A 20,443-nucleotide genomic window follows, 5' to 3' on the forward strand; every position below is an offset into this window, starting at 1 on the left:
GGGTCTTCTCCTCAAGCTCGATCCGACGGGTTGCCGGGCATCAGGTCATAGGGGTGTTTCCAGCCGGGCTGCTCGGACAGGCGAGTCAGCCAGGCGTCGATATGGGGCCAGTCGGCGCGGTCAAAGCCGAATGGTTCTGGGTAATAGAGGTAGCCGCAACAGCTGATGTCGGCATTGGTGACGCCGCTACCAACGATCCAGTCGCGACCGTTCAAATGGTCATTCAACACCTGATACGCGGCCTTCAATCGCCCTTGATTGAAGGCGATTACATCGGGGTTGCGGTGCTGTTCGGGGAGGAAATTGATCAGGAACCGGGTCAGGCCAGCCATCGAGCTGAGCTTGTGATTATCCCACAATACCCAACGCAGAATGTCGTAGTTTTCCTCGTGGCTCTTGCCGCCAAACTTGCCGGACTTCTCGGTCACATAAGCCTGAATAGCGCCGGACTGGCTGGTGCGGAAATCGCCGTCGATCAGAACAGGCGCTTCGCCCATTTCATTCACTTCGGCGCGGTATTCAGGTGTGCGGGTCACACCGTTGAAGAAGTCGACAAAAACCGGCTCCCACTCCAACCCGGACATCTCGAGCGCGAGTGCCGCTTTGTAGCTGTTTCCGCTTTCGCCAAAACAATGCAGTTTGATGGTCATTTAATCGCCCCTCCCAAGGCGTGTGTGGTCAGGTCGGAATTGAGTATTTGTAAAAAGATGAAGTTCGGTCGTTAACCATAAATCAACCTTGGCTTGTTTTCCTGATCACGCGGTACAGGCTGGAGAGCCGATAACCGCAAAAGGTGAAGTCTTCCCTGTCCTGATGGCGAGTGGGCCCGGTGGCAGGGGCGCATCATGCCTTCATCTTTTCAAAAATACTCCCGCCGGAGGCGTCCGAACGTGCGGCAAGTGCAGGTGAACTGATGGCGTGCATCGGTCACCGCTTTCGGGCCTCAAGTTCGGAATTGAAGATGCGCAGGCGGTGGGTCAGGTTCTCCTCATCAATCACGCTGTTGAAGTTCTCGAACAGAAAGGACAGCGCCTCGCCTTCGTCCAGGCCTGCCTCTCGGGCAAATCCTTTGAGCCTGCGATAGCCATCCTCGGTCATGGCAACCGGAAAGCGGCGGGTCAGGCGGAAACGTTTCGGCATGCTATGTCCTCCTGGAACGGGGTCCGGGCGAAAGCGCCCGGAACCAGATTGAGATCAGAAGTTCGCCGCGTCCAGAGCCATCACCGTGTCCGCGCCCGTCTGGATGCGCGACAGGTGCATCGCGGTCGCGGGCAGGCGGCGGGCCATGTAGAAGCGGCCGGTGTTGATCTTGGTCTCATAGAACTCTTTATCCGAGGCACCACCGTCCAGAGCTTCCTGAGCGGCCATGGCCATCTGCGCCCACATCAGGCCCAGGCAGACATGACCGAACATGTGCATGAAGTCATAAGAGCCTGACAGTGCGTTGTTCGGGTTCTTCATGCCTTCCTGCATGAAGTACATGCCAGCCGCTTGCAGGTCTTTGGACGCGGCTTTCAGCGGTTCGACAAAGGCCTTGTCGTAGGCTTCGTCTTTACCACCATTTTCCTTGCAGAAGGATTTGACCATCTCAAAGAAGGCCATGACGTGCTTGCCGCCATCCTGCGCCAGCTTGCGGCCCACAAGGTCCAGCGCCTGAACGCCGTTTGCACCTTCGTAGATCATCGCGATCCGGGCATCGCGTGTGTATTGCGACATGCCCCATTCTTCGATGTAGCCATGGCCGCCATAGACCTGCTGTGCCTGCACGGTCATGTCGTAGCCTTCATCCGTCAGGAAGCCTTTGATGACCGGGGTCAGCAGCGAGATCAGCCCGTCCGCGTCCTTGTCACCCGAGCGGTGCGCCTTGTCGATCATGGTCGCGCCCCACAGGATGAACGCGCGTGCGCCCTCGGTGAAACTTTTCTGATCCATCAGGTTGCGGCGGATATCCGGGTGCACGATCAACGGATCGGCGGGGCCATCCGGGTTCTTTACCCCGGTCACGTCGCGACCTTGCAAGCGGTCCTTGGCGTATTCCAGAGCGTTCTGGTACGCAGCCTCGGCCTGAGACAGGCCTTGCATCCCTACGCCCAGACGCGCTTCGTTCATCATGGTGAACATGGCGCGCATGCCTTTGTGCTCTTCACCCAGCAGCCAGCCGGTGGCTTCGTCATAGTTCATGACGCAGGTCGAGTTGCCGTGGATGCCCATCTTTTCTTCGATCTTGCCGACCGAGACACCGTTGCGTTCACCCGGCGTGCCGTCTTCATTGACGATGAACTTGGGCACGATGAACAGAGACACACCTTTGATGCCCTCGGGGCCGCCGGGGATCTTGGCCAGAACCAGATGAATGATGTTGTCGGCCATGTCGTGATCGCCAGCCGAGATAAAGATTTTCTGACCGGAAATCTTGTAACTGCCGTCGTCCTGCGGTTCCGCCTTGGTGCGCATCAGGCCCAGATCGGTGCCGCAATGGGGCTCGGTCAGGTTCATGGTGCCGGTCCATTCACAGCTGACCATGTTCGGCAGGTATTTGTTCTTCTGCTCGTCAGTTCCGTGTGCCAGAATGGCCGAGGCCGCGCCGTGTGTCAGACCCTGATACATCGTGAACGCCTGATTGGAGCCCGAAAACATCTCGCCAACCGCAGTGCCCATGACGTAGGGCATGTTCTGGCCACCATACTCTTCCGGCATGTCGAGGCCAGTCCAGCCACCTTCTTTCATCTGCTCGAAGGCGTATTTGAAGCCTGTGGGAGTGTACACAATACCGTTTTCCAACCGACACCCTTCGGTGTCGCCCACGACGTTCAGCGGGTGTAAAACATTGGTGGCGACTTTTCCGGCTTCTTCCAGAACCGCGCCGGTAAATTCGGCCTCCAGTTCATTATAGCCGGGAATACCCGACTGCGAGACTTTCAGAACGTCGTGCAGTATGAACTGCATGTCTTTGGTTGGCGCGTTGTAGACGGGCATGTGAAGCTCCCTTAATTCATATGTCCGGAGGCGGGTTTATTCAGCCGCCTTCTTTTCCTGTTTCATCGAGGCGATAACTTTCTCGCCCCAGCGCAACTGCTCTTTCAGATCGTCGATGGCTTGCGTCAGTTCTTCGCGGCGTGATTCCATGTCCGCCAGACGCTCGCACGCGATTTCATAGGTGCGGGTCATCTGGGTGACCTGTTGGTCGCCAACATGGTACAGATCCAGCAGCTGTCGAATTTCTTCCAGGCTGAACCCGAACCGTTTGCCGCGCAGGATCAGTTTGAGCCGCGCCCGATCACGCTTGGTGAACAGACGTTTCTGGCCTTCACGGATCGGGAACAGAAGTTCCTTGGCCTCATAGAACCGCAAAGTGCGTGGCGTGACATCATAGGTCTCGCACATTTCGCGGATGGTCATCACATCTTCGGTCATTGGTCGTACTCTCGTCACTGGCGTCATTGAGATATGAGTTGCGCAGTTGATACGCGCTTTACAACACGAGAGTGACGTTTACGTAATTCAGACGCTGCGTCACTTCAAAATTGACGTAACATCCGGTCACGTAAGCACGCTGTGGCGCAATTTTCTTTCCGTGGCGTCAACAGAAACCGCCCCCAAAGAACGGTTTCAATAGAACGAGCATCGCGCACTCGGCCCGTCAAAAACGGGTAAACTGGTTTGAATATAGCGAAGCTGGAGGGGCCGTTATTGCAGCGATTTGGCCGTCTGGTCGCGCAGGCGCTTCAGTTCGTCCATCGCCTCGTCCAGTTGCTCGCGCTGCTGCTGAAGCTCGCTCATCTGGCGATCTGCCATTTCGACAAAGGTCGCCATTTGTGCCTCATTGCCCTGATCTTCATAGATCAAAAGCCATTGGCGAATCTCTTCCAGAGGGAATCCAAACTTGCGGCCACGCATGATCAGCTTCATCCGCGCGCATTCCCGTGCGCCATAAAACCGGGATCGACCTTCGCGGTCCGGTTGCAAAAGCTCGATGTATTCGTAATAGCGCAGGGTGCGCGGGGTTACGTCGAACTCGGCGCACATTTCTTTGAATGACAAACGGTTGTTGGACATTCCCGATCTCCTTGTCAGCAACCTAGGCGGTCCCGATCCCAAGCGCAACAGGTGGGCTTGCCCTTTGCCGAAACAGCGGCTCATAAAGGAGGGGCAGAGAACAGGACGCAAATCTCATGGTCGATAAGACAGTTTTAGCCCGCCAGTTTATCGAGGCGATCCCCCATGCGCGGGCATTGAACCTGACGCTCACGCAAATCGGTGAGGGCGAGGCAGTGATCACATTGCCGTACAACGAGGATCTGATCGGAGATCCCCGTACCGGCGTGATTCACGGTGGGGCGATATCCACGATACTCGATACGTGTTGCGGCGCGGCAGTAATGAGCCATCCTTCTGCACCCGGAGGGACAGCGACCATTGATCTGCGTATCGACTACATGCGCGCGGCGACGCCGGGTCAGACTGTTACAGCGCACGCCGTCTGCTATCACATCACGCGGAACGTGGCGTTTGTACGGGCGACGGCAATGGACAACGACACGGAACTACCGGTGGCCACTGCTGCCGGGTCATTCACGGTTGAAGGAAAGTAACATGGCAAGACCTCGTCCTGAACCGATGCAGGTGGTCAAGCGACGGCGCGATGCGGCGTTGCGCGCGCTGGTTGATGGCGTGCCTTACATCCGCTTTCTCAATATCAGCTTCGACCGGCGCGGGGATGAACTGACTGGTGTTCTGAACTTTGATGACAAGCTGATCGGCAACCCGTTTCTTCCTGCGATACATGGCGGGGTGACGGCGGCTTTCCTTGAAGTGACCGCCGTCATCACCCTCAGCTGGGAGCATATGTTCCCGCGCATCGAAAGTGGTGAGATCGACGGTGAGGCCATTGTGACCGACCCGAGCATCCGCTTTCCCAAGACAATCGACTTTACGGTGGATTACCTACGTTCAGGCCTGCCGCGGGACGCGTATGCGCGGGCTTTTGTCAGCCGATCAGGGCGGCGCTACGCCTCGGTCCGGGTCGAAGCCTGGCAGGACAATCATGCGAAACTGTTTGCGCAGGCGTCTGGCCACTTCCTGATGCCGCAACCACCCAGAGATAAGGGCTGACCATGCAAGACGCCTCGGTGCCCATCACGCATAGGCGGGTGCTGAAGATTGCGGTGCCGATCGTGCTGTCGAACGCCACAGTTCCGATTCTTGGGGCGGTGGATACGGGTGTCGTTGGTCAAATGGGAGAGGCGGCGCCGATCGGAGCGGTCGGAATCGGCGCTGTAATCCTGTCGACCATCTATTGGATCTTCGGTTTCCTGCGGATGGGAACCACCGGGATGGCGGCACAGGCGCGCGGTGCCGGTGACACTGCTGAAACCCGGGCGCTGCTGATGCGCGGCCTGATGCTTGGCGGGGCGGCAGGGCTGTTCTTTATCCTCACCCAAGTGGCTGTTTTCGCGGGTGCGTTCGCCCTTTCCCCGGCCAGTCCCGAGGTCGAAACCCTGACCCGGTCCTATCTGGAGATTCGCATCTGGGGGGCACCGGCCACCATTGCGCTTTATGCGGTGACTGGCTGGCTGATTGCCGTTGAGCGCACGCGCGGAGTGTTCATCCTGCAGATCTGGATGAACGGGTTGAATATCGTTTTGGACCTGTGGTTCGTACTTGGCCTTGGCTGGGGTGTCGAAGGTGTGGCCGTTGCCACGCTGATCGCAGAATGGACCGGTTTGGCCTTGGGTCTATGGCTGTGTCGGGACGGGTTCGAGAATGGAATTTGGCGTGACTGGGCTCGCATTTTTGATGCTGACAGGCTGCGCCGTATGTTGCAGGTCAACGGCGATATCATGATCCGCTCGGTTCTGTTGACGGGGTCCTTCACGACCTTTCTTTTCGTCGGCTCTGATCTAGGCGATGTCAATCTGGCCGCCAATCAGGTGTTGCTTCAATTTCTTGAAATCACAGCCTTCGCACTGGATGGATTTGCCTTTTCCGCCGAAGCGTTGGTTGGGGGTGCGGTTGGTGCCCGAGACCGGTATCAGGTGCGCCGCGCCTCTGTCATGGCCTCGCAGTGGGGCGTAGGTGGCGCGCTTTTGTTGGGAGCCGTTTTCTTTGTAGCCGGTCCTGCGCTGATCGACCTCATGTCAACATCACCTGAGGTGCGCGAGGCCGGGCGCGAGTATCTTTTCTGGGCTGTGCTTGCGCCGGTGGTCGGGGTGGCAAGCTGGATGTTCGACGGCATCTACATCGGTGCCACCTGGACCCGTGCCATGCGCAACGCGATGATACAGTCGGTGGCGATCTACGTGGTTGCGCTGTTCATACTGGTGCCGAGCTTTGGCAACCACGGTTTGTGGGCCGCGTTGATGGTTCTCAACATCGCACGTGGCGTGACAATGGGTTGGCGTTACCCGAGGCTCGAGGCGCAGGTGGCCTAAAGCAGCGTCAACAGGTTCTCAGGTGGACGCCCGATAGCGGCTTTATCACCGGCAATCGCAAGCGAGCGTTCGATCAGGATCGGGTTTTCGGCCATCGCCCGGATCAACTCGTCGTCCGGCGCGGTTTTGCTCAGCTCCAATTCCTTGAACCGTTTTTCACCGGTGCGCATCATTTCAATGGGCGACAGCCCCAGGGCGGACAGGGCTGCACGCAATTCTTCCACTGAAGGCGCGTCTTCAAGATACTTTCGCAGAGTGATCTGCGCGCCATTCTCCTCCAACAGCGCAAGCCCGGCGCGCGATTTGGAACAACGGGGGTTGTGCCAGTATTCGATCATAACCAATCCTCTCGTTTGCTGCCCACAGCCTGAGATACGTTGTCAAAACCATCGCGAGCCAGCAGATCGTCCAGCCCTTTGGCAATGTCAGCCGCCAGAGAAATGCCGCCATAAACCATCGCCGTGTAGAACTGTACAGCCGACGCCCCGGCGCAGATTTTGGCATAGGCCTGCTCTGCGTTGCTGATGCCACCGACGCCGATCAGCGGGATGCCACCGCCGGTCATCTGACTAAGCCGAGCCAGAACGCGAGTGGATTTTTCGAACAGCGGCGCGCCCGACAATCCACCGGCCTCGTCCTTGTGCGCGCTGCGCAAGCCGTCGCGGGACAGGGTGGTGTTGGTGGCGATCACGGCATCCACACGGGTTTCGCGTGCGACCTCGGCGATGTCCTGCAATTCTGCTTCGGTCAGATCCGGTGCGATTTTCAGGAAGACCGGCAACGGACGCGGCAGCGCATCCCGGGTCTCAATCACACCGCTCAACAACGCGGTGAGAGCGGCTTTGCCCTGCAAATCCCGCAGTTTTTCCGTGTTTGGGGACGAAACATTGACGGTGGCGAAATCCAGATGTTCGGCACAATGGGCCAGCACTTTGACAAAATCGCCGGCGCGGTCTTCACTGTCTTTGTTGGCCCCCAGGTTCAGGCCAATTACTGCATCCTTGGGCCGCTCTGCCAGCCGTTTGGCCATCACCTCCATGCCTTCATTGTTGAAGCCAAAGCGGTTGATGGCGGCCTTGTCTTCGGTCAGGCGAAACAGGCGCGGTTTGGGGTTTCCCGGTTGTGGGCGCGGCGTGACGGCACCAACCTCGATAAAGCCGAACCCGGCGCGTGACAGTGGCTTTAAGACCTCGCCATTCTTGTCGAACCCTGCGGCCAGTCCGACGGGGTTCGGCAGGTCCAGCCCAGCAACGCTGGTTTTCAGACGCGGTGTTGTCACGGGTCCCGGTGCGGGTGTCAGCCCGGACTTCAACGCCTTGATCGACATTCCGTGCGCCGCCTCGGGGTCCATGCGGTGCAGCGCGGCAAGCCCCAGTTGTTCAATCAGTTTCATCCGAACGCTTTCCCGCCTTCGCTTGCTCCACACCGGATCAGGCGCGAGGTTTCCACCGCCGCCTGGCGATGGACCACCGCCGCCCGATAGATCGGGTCGGTGACCATTTCAAGAAACGCATGGGCCGTCGGATAGCGCGCAATGAAAACGGCATCCCACACTTCATCCGCCGGGCCGATCAGGGTCGTTTCAAAAACCCCGCGCCAGAGGATGCTTGCCCCAATACGCTCAACGATAGGAGCGGTTTCAGACCCGTATCGCTTGTAAGCTTGCGCCCCGGTCAGCGCTGCATCCGCCAATTCATGCGCGGTTGGATACTGTGCCTTGGCCCGAAACTTTACCAGGTTGAGCATTTCAATCGGCCGGTCGCGATCCAAGTCTTTGAACGCCTCGAACTGGTCACGATCGGGGTCGACAAAGAGTGTCATTCCATGTCCTCGGGAAACTGGTGCGCGGTGCCGTCAAAGGGCAGCGGGCGGGACCAGACAACATCGCTCATGCGGATCTGACGATAGAGATGCGGGAACAGGGCATCGCCGCGCGAGACCTCCCATTTCAGGTCATCGCCCATGGCATCGGCATCACAAGCCAGCAAAGTCAGCCCATCGACACCGGCAAAGTGTTTGGCTGCCGTTTCAGCGGCTTGTTCGGCGGTTGAGAAGTGTACAAACCCATCCGCCACATCAATCGGCGCGCCGTCGGTGGCGCCTTTGTCTTGCAACGCGGCCCATTCATCGGCGCGGAAAATCTTGTAAATCAGCATGCGAACCTGATGCCTCGCGTACGCGTTGGAATCAAGCCGGATTTCTTCTTTGACTCTTCGGCGTCATCGGCGCACGATCCCTGCAAATTATAACAGGGAGATTCAATATGTTGACGCGATTCCTGGCATCTGCGGCAATTCTTGGCCTGACTGCCGGCATGGCGATGGCTGAATTCAAGCTGACCATTCTGCACACAAACGACATCCACAGTCGCATCGAGTCGATTAACAAATACGACTCGACCTGTGACGCAGAAGGCGAAGCTGAAGGTAAGTGTTTTGGCGGCGTAGCGCGCCTCAAGACCATGGTAGACGCCCGACGCGATGCGCTGGCGGATCAGAATGTCCTGCTGCTGGACGCGGGGGACCCGTTCCAGGGATCGCTTTTTTACACCACCTACAAAGGCGCTGCTGAAGCCGAATTCATGGAGGCCATCGGCTACGATGTTATGGCCGTTGGCAACCACGAATTCGACGATGGCCCGGAAGGACTGGCGGCATTCATCGACACTGTCAGCTTCCCGGTGATCTCGGGTAATCTGGACTTGTCATCGTCGGCCGAGTTGAAGGACAAGGTCGGCAACCATGTGGTGCTTGACGTTGGCGGGCAGAAGATCGGCATCATTTCAGCACTGGCAACGGACACGGTTGAAACGTCAAGCCCCGGCAAGGACGTGATTTTCAAGGATGAGATTGAAAGCCTGCAGGCGGATGTGGCCGCTTTGCAGGATGAAGGCATCAATATCATCATCGCATTGAACCATGTTGGTCTGGCCAAGGATCTGGAGATCGCAGAGCAGGTGCCAGGGCTTGATCTTGTTGTCGGTGGCCATTCGCACACGCTGCTTTCGAACACGCAGGAAGGTGCGGCGGGGTCATACCCGATGATGGTCGGTGATGTGCCGGTTGTTCAGGCCTATGCCTATTCCAAATATCTGGGCGAGATCACCCTGACCTTTGATGACGACGGCAACCTGATCTCGGCAGAGGGTGAGCCCATCCTGCTGGATGCGTCGGTTACGCCCGATGCGGATATCGCCGCGCGCGTTGCGGAAATGGGCGCACCGATCGAAGAAATGAAACAACGCGTCGTTGCCAGCTCAGCCGCCGCGATTGAAGGCGACCGGGCGGTTTGCCGCGTACAGGAATGCGAAATGGGTAACCTTGTGGCCGATGCCATGCTGGCGCGTGTTGCCGATCAGGGCGCTCAGATCGCGATTGCGAATTCTGGCGGTCTGCGCGCGTCGATTGACGAAGGCGAAGTGACCATGGGCGAAGTGCTGACCGTGCTGCCCTTCCAGAACACGCTGTCTACTTTTGAGATCACCGGGCAGACCGTTATTGACGCGCTTGAAAACGGTGTAAGTCAGGTGGAAGAGGTGAAAGGCCGGTTCCCCCAAGTTGCGGGGCTGAGTTTTACCTGGGATCCCAGCGTCGCGCCGAATGAAGGGCGCATCAGTGACGTGATGGTCGCTGAAGGCGACGGCTATGTACCGATTGACCCGAACAAGACCTACCTCGTCGTGACCAACAACTACGTGCGCAATGGCGGTGACGGGTACAAGATGTTCGAAGGCGATGACAAAAACGCCTATGATTTCGGCCCGGATCTTGCAGATGTAACGGCCGAGTATCTGGCCAAAAACGCCCCGTATCAACCTTACGTCGATGGGCGGATCAAGCAGAAGTAATTGGCTTTGAAACACTTGAAAGGGTCGCCTTTGACGGGCGGCCTTTTTTTCGGGTTGACCCTGAAAGGATTCGCGACGGGGCAGAGAGGCTGCACCCACCAACGATAGCTGAGGAACACTGAGCGCCATGTGCGGACGGTTCGCAATAACTCTGCCGAATGACGCTATGGCGCAGCTGTTTTCTGCGCGTCCTGCAAATGCGTTGCCGAACGTTCCAAACTTCAATGTCTGTCCGACAAATCAGGTGCATGTGGTCCGCAGTGGCGAGACGGGCCGCCATCTGGATGCGCTGCGATGGGGGTTCTTACCGCATTGGTACAAGTCGGAAACCGCCGGACCCTTGCTGATCAACGCGCGGTCCGAGACGCTGGCGGACAAGCCTGCCTTTCGCGCCGCATGTCGATCGCGCCGCTGTCTGATCGTGGCCACGGGATTTTATGAATGGACCAAGACGCAGCAGGGCACCCGCTTGCCATGGTACATCCACCGCAAGGATGGTGCTCCGATTGCTTTTGCAGGAGTTTGGCAGGATTGGGGGCCCGAGGAAAACCGCCAGGGCAGCTGCGCCATCGTAACAACGGCGGCCAATGAAAATCTCAGCACCATCCACCACCGAATGCCCTTGATCGTTGAGCCCGAGGATTGGCCGTTGTGGCTGGGTGAGGCAGGAAAGGGGGCGGCGCGTCTGATGCAGCCGGGGGCCGAGGATGTGCTGACCTTTCATCGCGTCGATCCGGCAGTGAACTCGAACCGTGCCAGCGGACCTGAGTTGATAGAACCTTTCGATGTATAAGGGTGTGCGGTCTTTCCATTGAAAACGCGGCACGTTAGACCTTTGGCATGGCTCTGAAATTTCCTGATCTGACCCACCTTTATACGCATGGCTATGACACAGTTATCGACGTGCGCAGCCCTGCAGAGTTTGCCGAAGATCATCTGCCGGGCGCGATCAATCTGCCGGTTCTGAACAACGAGGAACGCGCCCGGGTCGGAACCATTTATGTGCAGGAAAGCCCCTTTCTGGCGCGCAAACTGGGGGCTGCGTTGGTGTTCCGCAACGCGGCCAATCACATCGAGCAGCACCTAAGCCATCATGAAGGCAGTTGGAGGCCTTTGGTCTATTGCTGGCGGGGCGGGCAGCGTTCGGGGTCCTTCACCTGGATGTTGCAGCAAATCGGTTGGCGCGCGGAAGTGATCGACGGTGGCTATCGCACCTACCGCCGTTTGGTAAACGCATATTTGTATGACGATCCGTTGCCGCATCGGCTTGTGGCGCTGGATGGCTATACCGGTACCGCCAAGACAGAGTTGCTGGCTCAGCTACAAAAGCGTGGAGTGCAGGTTCTGGACCTCGAAGCACTGGCCAATCACCGAGGGTCCTTGCTGGGGGAACGACCCGGAGGGCAGCCCAGCCAAAAGGCATTTGAATCTGCGCTGTCCGGGGCGCTATGCGCGATGGATCCGACGCGGCCGGTTGTGGTTGAGGCAGAATCTTCCAAGATCGGCAGCCTAATCCTGCCGCCCAGCCTGTGGAACGCCTTATGCGCCGCGCCACGTATCCAGATTACGGCTCCGATCGAGGCGCGCGCCGCCTATCTGGTTCGGGCCTATGACGATATCCTGTCTGACAGCGACCGTTTGAAGGACCGTCTTTCACCGCTGCGTTTCCATCGTGGGCACGAGGTTGTTGACGGTTGGATGCGCCTGATCGATGCGGGGGAAAAACAGGCGCTGACATGGGCATTGATGGAACAGCATTACGACCCGGCGTACACAAAGTCGCGGCGATCCCGAACGGTTGAGGTTCTGGCCAGCATAGATGTCGCCACCTTGGACAATGAGGGTTTGAACGCGGCGGCTATCCGGATTGAAAGCCTGCTGGATCAGCTTTGAAGTCGTAGTCCGGGAGCCTCGGACAGTTCACCAATGATCACGGCGGGATAGCCCGCATTTCTCAAGTCTTTCAACAGGGCATCGGCATCGTCTGCGGCTACAGCGGCCAGCAAACCACCAGCGGTCTGAGGATCAAACAGCAAGGCGGCCTTGCCTTCGGCGGGCAGATCAGGGGCGTTCGCGCGGTTGTCGGCAAAGATCGTTGATTGAACGCCCTGATCCGTGAGTTTCAGCGCGCCGTCCATCACCTCGATAGCGTCCAGATCAATCAAGGCCCCGCAATTGGAAGCTTCGCAGATACCTTGCAGGTGCCCGGCCAGACCGAACCCGGTTACGTCGGTCATCGCGTTGGCCTTGGCCAATATGCGGGCCGCCGCGCCTTGCGGCTGTACCATCAGTTTATAGGCCGCTGCGATCCAGGCGCCTTTGGCCAGACCGGCCATTTCAGCGGCCATCAGAACGCCGCTGCCCAGGGGTTTGGTCAGGATCAGAAGATCCCCCGGTTGCCCTCCTGCAAGTGTGATCGGGGTGGTTTCGCACAGGCCCGTCAATGTGAAGCCGATGGTCATCTCGTCGCCCATTGAACTGTGCCCGCCTACAATCTCGGCCCCGGCGTCTCGCATGACGTCTCCGGCGACCGACATGATTTCGGTCATGGTGCGGCTTTGCATGTCAGCGGACATGCGCGGCAGGATAATTGTTGCCGTTGCGGCCTGAGGCGCGGCCCCCATGGCCCAGATATCCCCCAAGGCGTGAACGGCAGCGATACGCGCCATAAGTGCGGGATCCTTGGTAAAAGCCCGCAGGTGATCGGAGGTCATGACCTGCTGAACGCCACCCGTCTGTAACAGCGCTGCGTCATCTCCGGGCAACGGGGTGATGTCTGGTCGGGCAGGGGCGGGCTGCGATTTCAGGGCGGTTTGCAAGGCGTCGCGACCGACCTTTGCGCCGCATCCTCCGCACATGGGCTTTTCCCCCAGCGCCTCATCCAGCCCATGGGCCCGGTCATGCGGCAAGGCAGGGGGCTTCATCTGCGGCAGGTCCCGAAACTTGTTCATGAAAGTCTGGTCGATGTGGTTTTTCCATTTCCACATCATCGGTCCGCTGAAGGACGTCCCCAAACGCTCACCCAGCGCTGATTTGCCACCCAGAGAAATCAGTTTGAGGTAATCTTTCTGCGGGACATATTTGCGCATCCGTCCAGCCCCCAGCGCTGCGAGCAGATTGTTGAACAGCACGGGTGCTTCGCGCACCGCATACACACCGGCCTTAGGGCGGGGGTTGTCGGTCAGATGAGCGCAGTCCCCGGCGGCGAACACGGTGGGATCACTGGATTGCAGATAGCTGTTCACCCGAATGAAGCCGTCCTGAAGGTCCAGCCCGGTATTTTCGATCCAATCATAGGCGCGTGCTCCGGCCGCGCCGGTGACGAAACTGGCCGGGATCGTGCGCCCGTCTTGCAGTTCGACGTGTTCCGGATCGATCCGAGAAATCACGGCGTTTTCGATCACCTCAACACCGAGATCGCGCATCGCGCGCCGGATCGTTGCCGCCGATTTTGGCTTGGTGGCGGTCAAGGCAGATGCATTGTCGATCAGGGTAACCTTCGCCGCCCGTCCCTTGGCCTTCAACGCGTGTGCCATTGCCATGACAAGTTCGACCCCTGCGACCCCACCGCCGATCACGACGACCGAGGCCAGGCCGCTGCCCTCCAGATAAGCAGCCCACCGTGCTGCAAACGGGCCCAAAGGCTTGGCAGGAACCGCATGTTCGGCAAAGCCTGGCAAGGCGGGCATATCTGACGTGATCCCCACATTGACCGAAGCCACGTCGAATCCCACCGGTGGGTGCCCGGACACATGCACTTCACGCGCCTCGATATCGATACCGTCCACCGCGCCCAGAATTACCCGAGCGTCGGCAAACCGCGCGAGCTTGACAAGATCGATGTCCAGTTCCCAGCGGTCATAGTGCCCGGCGACGTACCCCGGTAACATTCCGGAATAGGGGGCGGATGGGCCGGGGTTGATCACCGTCACCCGCACGCCGGGCAAGGGTTTCATACCCCATTTGCGCAGCAGCAACGCGTGGGTGTGACCTCCGCCAATAAGAACCAGATCGCGGGTCAGGGGCAGCGGAGGTGAGTGCATTGGGTTTAATTCGCGCTATGGTCCGGAACGTCCTCGACCTGCTCGACCGCGTGCGTCGCCCACAGCTCATCCTCGCCTGCATCCGGCAGATCTTCGGGTTTTTCATGGCGATGAATGTGCCATTTTGCAATGAACAGGGCCGTGATCGGAGCGGTCAGAAACAAAAACAGCGTGATCAGCAGCTCGTGCAGGGACAGCATGCCTTCCAGCAGGACGGAATGCGCGATCGATGCCAGCAGAATACCACCTACGCCCAGCGTCGTCGCTTTGGTCGGCGCGTGCAGGCGGGACATTGGATCTTGTAGCTTGATCATGCCGAAAGACCCGACAAAGCCGAAGATACCCGAGACGATCAGGAAAAAGGCGATCAGCAGTTCCAGGATGAATGTCATGCGGCCCTCACTCGATAATGTTGCCGCGCAACATGAAGCGCGCGTAGGCCACGGTTGAGACAAAGCCCAGCATGGCGATGATCATGGCGGCTTCAAAGAAAATCTCGGTGCCCTGGTTCAGGCCGTAAAGGATCATCAGGGCGATGGTGTTGATCACCATCGTGTCCAGTGCCAGAACGCGGGTTCCAACACCGTCCGCAGTGATAATCCGCCACAGACACATCATGATTGCGGCTCCGAAACAGGCGAAGGCGAAGTAGATGGCATATTCGATCATTCGAAAATCTCCTTCAGGCGACGTTCATAGCGCTGCTTGATCTGGTCGCGCACCTCGTCCGGGTTCGGCGCATCGAGGCAATGGACCAGCAGGTTATGCCCCTGTGCCGACAGATCACAGCTGACGGTACCGGGTGTCATGGTGATCGTGCCGGCCAGAACGGTGATCGCCTCGGGGGTCCGCAGTTCCAAAGGTACGCAAATCCAGTTGGGGTGACGGTCATCATTGCGCTTGAACAGGATGATCCGTGCCACCGTCACATTCGCGACGATGATATCCCAGAGCACGACAAGCATATATTCGACGATCATCGGCCAGTTGCGCAGTTTCGGGCGATCCGGCCAGTAGGGCTGCGTGATGAACGGGATGATGATCCCGAGGATCAGGCCAAAGACCAGTGAGTTCAGCGAAGGCTTGTTTGCCAGCAGCATCCAGACAAGCGTCAGCAGGAAGGACAGGTGAGGGTGCGGGAAAATCCGGCGCAGCAGTTTCATCACTCTTCCCCTCCCAACACGGCAGAGATGTAGTTTTCAGGCGTAAACAACTGCTCTGCGGTTTTGCTTGTATATTCCAGCGCCGGACCTGCGAACAGGGTCAACAGGATCAGCCCTGCAACCGCCCCGAACACGGCGGTAAATGCCAGGCCGGGTTGTAGTTCCGGTGCGGGCTGTTCAGGTGCCTCTTCATCTTCTGCAGGCGCGTCGATTGGTACAACCTGAGTATCATGGCTTTTCCAGAAGATCAGCGTCCCGGCGCGGGCCAGCCCGACGATGGTGACGAAAGAGCCAATCAGGATGACCGCCCAGACCGCCGTTGCATCCGAGGCATCCCGCGAAGCGTCCAGAACCAGCAATTTTCCAACAAAGCCGGACAGGGGCGGCATTCCTGCCATCGCAATAGCCCCCACGAAGAACAACGAGGCGATCAACCCGCTTTGCGGCATGGGCGGCTTGGGTGCGATGGCTCCGCCCTGTCTCTCCATGATCAGATCCGCCACAAGGAACAGAAGCGCAGTCGCCAGTGTTGAATGGAACACGTAATACAGCGCGGCTGCGGTGGCGTCGGGCGTGAATTGCGCGATTGCGATCAACAGGGTGCCCATGGACGCAATCGCACAGAAAGCGACCATGCGGGCGATGTGTTGCGATCCCAATATGCCGATTGCTCCGACCGCGAGGGTCACAAGCGCGGCAGGTTGCAGCCAATCGCCCACCAGTCCCTGCGTCACCTCGACATCCGGTCCAAAGGCCAGAGTGTACATCCGCAGGATCGAATAGGCTCCGACTTTGGTCATGATTGCGAACAGGGCCGCAACCGGGAGTGGCGCATTGGCATAGCTGGCAGGTAGCCAGAAATGCAGGGGCAGAACGGCGGCCTTGATACAGAATACCAGCAGCAACAGCACCGCGCCAACCCGCAGAAGCGCTGTATCTTCGGCCGGAATTTCCGCAACGCGGACGGCGATATCCGCCATGTTCAGTGTTCCGGTCACGCCATAGATCGTACCAAGGGCAAACAGGAACAGGGTCGAGCCCAGCAGGTTGTAGGCCACATATTGTACACCCGCCTTCAGCCTTACCGCGCCGCCGCCATGGGTCATCAGGCCGTAAGAGGCAATTAGCAGAACTTCGAAAAATACGAACAGGTTAAATGCGTCACCGGTCAGGAAGGCCCCGCATACGCCCATCAGCTGGAAATGGAACAGCGCGTGAAAGTGTTTGCCCCGGTCATCCCAGCCTGAGGCTATGGCATAAAGCACAATCGGCAAGGCCAGAAGCGCGGTCAGCAGAACCATCATGGCTGACATGCGGTCCAGCACCATGACAATACCAAAAGGGGCGGGCCAGTCGCCCAGTTCGTAAACTTGAATATCACCGCCCGAGGCCTGAGCGGTAATCGTCAGCGCAATCCCCAGCAAGGCCACAACACCGGCGACCGAGAAGATACGTTGCAAGTCCAGATGGTATCGCAGGACCATGATGATGAACGGGGCCAGGATCGCGGGCAGGACGATCGGCGCAACGATCCAATGGTTCATGCGTCTTCTCCCGGTGCGTCCACGCTGTCCTGCGCTGTCATGTCGATATGGTCATCCTTGGCGGACAGATAGGCGCTGAGCGAGATCATCACGATCACAGCAGTCATCCCGAAGGAAATCACGATGGCCGTCAGGACCAGCGCCTGCGGCAGCGGATCGGTATAGGGCACCTCTTTGTATTTGTTCAGAACCGCTGGCGCGTTCAAAGCCAGCCGTCCGGTCGCGAACAGGAACACGTTCACCGCGTATGTGATCAAAGATAGGCCCAGAATGACCGGGAATGTCCGGCGGCGCAGGATCAGGAAAATCCCGGCAGCGGTCATAATGCCGACGGCAGAGGCTACGAGCGCTTCCATCAGGCCTGCTCCTTCTCTTGTTTTTCTTCCCGGGGATCATCCCGCAATGGGTTGATATCCATCGGGAATTCCTGAGCCATTCCCGGTTGCCACGCAAAGCGGGACAGGCTGTCCAGCGCCAGCATTACCGCCCCCAGAACCGCAAGGAAGACACCGGTGTCAAACAGCATGGCCGTGGCCCATTCAAACTCTTCCAGCGGCGGCCAGTTGATATAGCCGAAATCACTGGTCAGGAAGGGACGTTCATTGAACCATGCGCCCAGTCCGGTTGCAGCGGCGATCAGAACGCCCCAGCCGATGGTGCCGTGATAGTAGAACCTCTGCCGTTCAATCGCCCAGGTGTAGCCGCTGGCCATGTATTGCATCAGATAGGCGATGGCTACGATCAGACCGGCGATAAAACCACCTCCGGGCTGGTTGTGGCCGCGGAAGAAGATGTAGGCCCCGACCATCAGTGCAATCGGCATCATCACGCGGGTTACGACAACCATCATCAGCGGATGCGAGTCGCCCGATTGCGGCCAATGCGGTTTGCGATTCAGCAGATAGCTGCGGACATTGGTGCTGAGAACGGATTCCGTCAGCGCAAAGATGATCAGTGCAGCGATGCCAAGCACGATGATCTCGCCAAACGTATCAAAGCCCCGGAAGTCGACAAGGATTACATTGACCACATTGGTGCCGCCGCCGCCTTTATAGGAATTGGCCAGATGGAAGTCTGAAATCGTCGGGAAAGCGAAATCGCGCATCATCATCGCATAGATCAGCGCACCGGTACCAAGGCCCGCCACGACGGAAATCGCTGCATCCCGCCAACGTCGTGCGGCCGAACTGTCCCAGGGCGTCTCGGTTGGAAGGAAATTCAGCGACAGCAGCAACAGGATCATCGTCACCACCTCGACCGAGATCTGCGTCAGCGCAAGGTCAGGGGCCGAAAGATAGTTGAACGCAACCGAAACGATCAGGCCAACGACACCGATCAATACCAGCGACAACAGGCGGTTGCGGTGGAACCACATGATGCCCAGTGTCGCGCCAACCAGGCAGATCCAGCCGATGATCGGGATGATCTGTGCAGGCAGAGGAACGCGGGTTTCAACGCCAATGGTACCTGTGGAATAGGCGTAATAACCAAGACCAACGGTAAAGGCGACGAAGATGATCGCATAGCGGCTGAGGACGCCATTGTGCATCTCATCGGTGATCCAGCGGCTCAGTCTGGTCAGCGCTTCTATGATGGCTTCAAAGATTTGCTTGGCCTCGGGGCGGGGCAGGGCGTTCCAGATCTGCTCACCCCGCTTGTGCAGCGCCAGCAGGAACAAACCGCCCAGCGTGGCTACCGCTGACATGTAAAGCGCCGGTGTGAAGCCATGCCAGAGTTTCAGGGAATAGTAAGGAAGCTTTTCGCCGCCAATCACCGCGCTGGACACCACTGCGACCAGTGGGCCGACAATGGCAGCAGAATAAAGCCCAATCAGGATCACGAGCACGACCAGAAACGCGGGTGCGATCCACAATCCAACGGGCGGATCATGCGGATGGCCCGGGTAATCGTTCCGCTGCGGGCCGAGGAAGACGTGACTGACAAAGCGGAAGGAGTAAGCTGCAGAGAACAATGCCGCCAGCAGAGCCAGCCCGGGAACCAGATAATGCGAATTCAGCCACGTGGTGTGGACAGTTTCCTCAAGCATCATCTCTTTCGACAGGAACCCGTTCAGTGGCGGCAGACCTGCCATGGACAGCGCGGCAATCGTACCAATGGTAAAAGTGATTGGCATGAGGTGGCGCAAACCGCCCAGCCTTTTGATGTCGCGCGTGCCGGTTTCATGGTCCACGATCCCGGCCGTCATGAACAAGGCGGCCTTGAAGGTCGCGTGGTTGATGATGTGGAACACTGCGGCGACGGCGGCGATCTTGGTGCCAAAGCCCAGCAGCATGGTGATCAGGCCCAGATGCGACACGGTCGAAAACGCCAGCAGCGCCTTCAGGTCGTCCTTGAACAACGCAATCGCAGCGCCGATCAGCATGGTGATCAGTCCAGTTGTGGCTACAATGTAGAACCAGGCCTCGGTTCCGGCCAGAACCGGCCACATGCGGGCCATCAGGAACAGCCCCGCTTTCACCATCGTGGCCGAGTGCAGATAGGCCGACACGGGCGTCGGCGCGGCCATGGCGTGCGGCAGCCAGAAATGGAACGGGAACTGCGCCGACTTGGTGAAACAGCCCAGCAGGATCAGGATCAGCGCAGGCAGGTAATAGGGCGAAGCCTGGATCAGTTCTTTGTTCTGCAGAATAACGCTGAGGTCGAACGATCCCACGATATTACCGAGGATCAGCATCCCGGCGATCATCGCCAGACCTCCGGACCCGGTCACGGCCAGCGCCATGCGAGCGCCCTGACGACCTTCGGGCAGGTGCTTCCAATAGCCGATCAGCAGGAATGAACTCAGCGATGTTAGTTCCCAGAAAATAAGCAAAAGCAAGATGTTATCGGACAGGACAATCCCGACCATCGCGCCCTGAAACAGCAAAAGATAGGTATAGAACTGCCCCATCGGATCTTCGCGCGACAGATAAAACCGGGCGTAAAGGATGATCAGCATCCCGATGCCGAGGATCAGCAAGGCAAACAGGAAACCCAACCCGTCCAGCATGAAATTTGCGTTCAGGCCCAGCCCCGGTATCCAGTCGAACCGAGCGGTCACGACGTCTCCGCGCATGACCGAAGGGATGTGGATCAGCAGACCCATCAGGGCCAGGAATGTGGTCAACCCGGCTGCGGACGCGGCTGCGTTCCGGCCTGCGCGGATCAGCAAGGCGGGGAACACAGCGCCAAGAAAGGGAAGGGCCGCGATAAGGAATAGGGACAAGTGCGATACTCCGGTCTGAGCGGTCAGGGTGAAGCCAATTTTGTAAGGATATTTTCTCGACTGTCCAGATATTGTAACTTTTTTACAGAGTCCTAATGGGTCTTTGGCACAATCGGCAAAGCGACGAGGTAATGACGCGATCTTGATCTTGTCATGGTGTTTCAGTGCGTCCGTTTCAGCCCATTTGTG

Annotated in this window: 22 protein-coding genes; 6 read left to right on the forward strand and 16 right to left on the reverse strand. The window is 58.4% G+C overall.

The window, feature by feature from the left end:
* Positions 1-11 precede the first annotated feature (11 nt).
* From ACR0LF_RS17720 to ACR0LF_RS17740, 5 genes are all read right to left on the reverse strand, one after another.
* Complete coding sequence (locus ACR0LF_RS17720; RefSeq protein WP_480572876.1) at positions 12-650, reverse strand: glutathione S-transferase family protein; 639 nt, start codon at positions 648-650, stop codon at positions 12-14.
* A 277-nt stretch (positions 651-927) separates the two neighbouring features.
* Positions 928-1,140 carry a hypothetical protein gene (locus ACR0LF_RS17725; RefSeq protein ID WP_170609554.1) on the reverse strand — a complete coding sequence of 71 codons (213 nt, stop codon included), beginning with the start codon at positions 1,138-1,140 and terminating at the stop codon, positions 928-930.
* Between the two features lie 54 nt (positions 1,141-1,194).
* A complete protein-coding gene (locus ACR0LF_RS17730) occupies positions 1,195-2,976 on the reverse strand; it encodes an acyl-CoA dehydrogenase C-terminal domain-containing protein (RefSeq protein WP_480572879.1) in 1,782 nt (593 codons plus the stop codon).
* A gap of 36 nt (positions 2,977-3,012) precedes the next feature.
* Positions 3,013-3,414, reverse strand: coding sequence for a MerR family transcriptional regulator (locus tag ACR0LF_RS17735; protein ID WP_480572882.1), 402 nt, complete (start codon positions 3,412-3,414; stop codon positions 3,013-3,015).
* 273 nt (positions 3,415-3,687) lie between these two features.
* Positions 3,688-4,056: a MerR family transcriptional regulator gene (locus ACR0LF_RS17740; protein WP_480572885.1), complete on the reverse strand. Its 369-nt coding sequence runs from the start codon at positions 4,054-4,056 to the stop codon at positions 3,688-3,690.
* Positions 4,057-4,172: 116 nt separating this feature from the next.
* Here ACR0LF_RS17740 and ACR0LF_RS17745 point away from each other — a divergent pair, with 116 nt between their 5' ends.
* From ACR0LF_RS17745 to ACR0LF_RS17755, 3 genes are read left to right on the forward strand one after another with little or no spacing between them, the layout of a single operon-like run.
* A complete protein-coding gene (locus ACR0LF_RS17745) occupies positions 4,173-4,592 on the forward strand; it encodes a PaaI family thioesterase (protein WP_480572888.1) in 420 nt (139 codons plus the stop codon).
* 1 nt (position 4,593) lies between these two features.
* The gene (locus tag ACR0LF_RS17750; protein ID WP_480572891.1) at positions 4,594-5,112 is read left to right on the forward strand and encodes a PaaI family thioesterase; all 519 of its coding nucleotides are present in this window, start codon (positions 4,594-4,596) and stop codon (positions 5,110-5,112) included.
* A 2-nt stretch (positions 5,113-5,114) separates the two neighbouring features.
* Positions 5,115-6,431, forward strand: coding sequence for an MATE family efflux transporter (locus ACR0LF_RS17755; protein ID WP_480572894.1), 1,317 nt, complete (start codon positions 5,115-5,117; stop codon positions 6,429-6,431).
* Here the strand turns inward: ACR0LF_RS17755 and arsC are convergent.
* Genes arsC through ACR0LF_RS17775 form a run of 4 tightly spaced genes read right to left on the reverse strand, consistent with a single transcriptional unit; the run spans position 6,428 to position 8,587 of the window.
* On the reverse strand, positions 6,428-6,769 hold the full coding sequence (gene arsC, locus ACR0LF_RS17760; protein ID WP_480572897.1) for an arsenate reductase (glutaredoxin): 342 nt from the start codon (positions 6,767-6,769) through the stop codon (positions 6,428-6,430). The genes ACR0LF_RS17755 and arsC overlap by 4 nt on opposite strands.
* Entirely contained in the window at positions 6,766-7,824 is a 1,059-nt protein-coding gene (locus ACR0LF_RS17765) for a quinone-dependent dihydroorotate dehydrogenase (RefSeq protein WP_480572900.1), read from the reverse strand. Before ACR0LF_RS17765 ends, arsC begins: the two co-directional genes overlap by 4 nt.
* Positions 7,821-8,252 carry a DUF1330 domain-containing protein gene (locus ACR0LF_RS17770; RefSeq protein WP_480572903.1) on the reverse strand — a complete coding sequence of 144 codons (432 nt, stop codon included), beginning with the start codon at positions 8,250-8,252 and terminating at the stop codon, positions 7,821-7,823. The genes ACR0LF_RS17765 and ACR0LF_RS17770 overlap by 4 nt, the downstream gene beginning before the upstream one ends.
* Positions 8,249-8,587, reverse strand: a complete 339-nt coding sequence (locus ACR0LF_RS17775) for a DUF952 domain-containing protein (RefSeq protein WP_480572907.1) — start codon at positions 8,585-8,587, stop codon at positions 8,249-8,251. The genes ACR0LF_RS17770 and ACR0LF_RS17775 overlap by 4 nt, the downstream gene beginning before the upstream one ends.
* A 107-nt stretch (positions 8,588-8,694) precedes the next feature.
* On the opposite strand from ACR0LF_RS17775, the gene ACR0LF_RS17780 reads away from it, so the two are divergent.
* The 3 genes from ACR0LF_RS17780 (at position 8,695) to mnmH (ending at position 12,171) form a co-directional block, all read left to right on the forward strand.
* Positions 8,695-10,278, forward strand: a complete 1,584-nt coding sequence (locus ACR0LF_RS17780; RefSeq protein ID WP_480572910.1) for a bifunctional metallophosphatase/5'-nucleotidase — start codon at positions 8,695-8,697, stop codon at positions 10,276-10,278.
* Positions 10,279-10,405: 127 nt separating this feature from the next.
* Positions 10,406-11,071, forward strand: coding sequence for an SOS response-associated peptidase (locus ACR0LF_RS17785; RefSeq protein WP_480572913.1), 666 nt, complete (start codon positions 10,406-10,408; stop codon positions 11,069-11,071).
* 47 nt (positions 11,072-11,118) lie between these two features.
* The gene (gene mnmH / locus ACR0LF_RS17790) at positions 11,119-12,171 is read left to right on the forward strand and encodes a tRNA 2-selenouridine(34) synthase MnmH (protein ID WP_480572916.1); all 1,053 of its coding nucleotides are present in this window, start codon (positions 11,119-11,121) and stop codon (positions 12,169-12,171) included.
* On the opposite strand, the gene selD is transcribed toward mnmH, so the two are convergent.
* Genes selD through ACR0LF_RS17825 form a run of 7 tightly spaced genes read right to left on the reverse strand, consistent with a single transcriptional unit; the run spans position 12,162 to position 20,254 of the window.
* On the reverse strand, positions 12,162-14,321 hold the full coding sequence (gene selD / locus ACR0LF_RS17795; RefSeq protein ID WP_480572919.1) for a selenide, water dikinase SelD: 2,160 nt from the start codon (positions 14,319-14,321) through the stop codon (positions 12,162-12,164). The genes mnmH and selD overlap by 10 nt on opposite strands.
* Positions 14,322-14,326: 5 nt before the next feature.
* Entirely contained in the window at positions 14,327-14,713 is a 387-nt protein-coding gene (locus tag ACR0LF_RS17800) for a Na+/H+ antiporter subunit G (RefSeq protein WP_480572922.1), read from the reverse strand.
* Between the two features lie 7 nt (positions 14,714-14,720).
* Positions 14,721-14,990 carry a K+/H+ antiporter subunit F gene (locus ACR0LF_RS17805; protein ID WP_480572925.1) on the reverse strand — a complete coding sequence of 90 codons (270 nt, stop codon included), beginning with the start codon at positions 14,988-14,990 and terminating at the stop codon, positions 14,721-14,723.
* A complete protein-coding gene (locus tag ACR0LF_RS17810) occupies positions 14,987-15,484 on the reverse strand; it encodes a Na+/H+ antiporter subunit E (protein WP_480572928.1) in 498 nt (165 codons plus the stop codon). The genes ACR0LF_RS17805 and ACR0LF_RS17810 overlap by 4 nt, the downstream gene beginning before the upstream one ends.
* A complete protein-coding gene (locus tag ACR0LF_RS17815) occupies positions 15,484-17,028 on the reverse strand; it encodes a monovalent cation/H+ antiporter subunit D (RefSeq protein ID WP_480572931.1) in 1,545 nt (514 codons plus the stop codon). The genes ACR0LF_RS17810 and ACR0LF_RS17815 overlap by 1 nt, the downstream gene beginning before the upstream one ends.
* Complete coding sequence (locus ACR0LF_RS17820) at positions 17,025-17,384, reverse strand: Na+/H+ antiporter subunit C (RefSeq protein ID WP_480572934.1); 360 nt, start codon at positions 17,382-17,384, stop codon at positions 17,025-17,027. The genes ACR0LF_RS17815 and ACR0LF_RS17820 overlap by 4 nt, the downstream gene beginning before the upstream one ends.
* Positions 17,384-20,254: a monovalent cation/H+ antiporter subunit A gene (locus ACR0LF_RS17825; protein ID WP_480572937.1), complete on the reverse strand. Its 2,871-nt coding sequence runs from the start codon at positions 20,252-20,254 to the stop codon at positions 17,384-17,386. The genes ACR0LF_RS17820 and ACR0LF_RS17825 overlap by 1 nt, the downstream gene beginning before the upstream one ends.
* Positions 20,255-20,443: the final 189 nt, after the last annotated feature.

Source organism: Ruegeria sp. E8 (assembly GCF_056533985.1).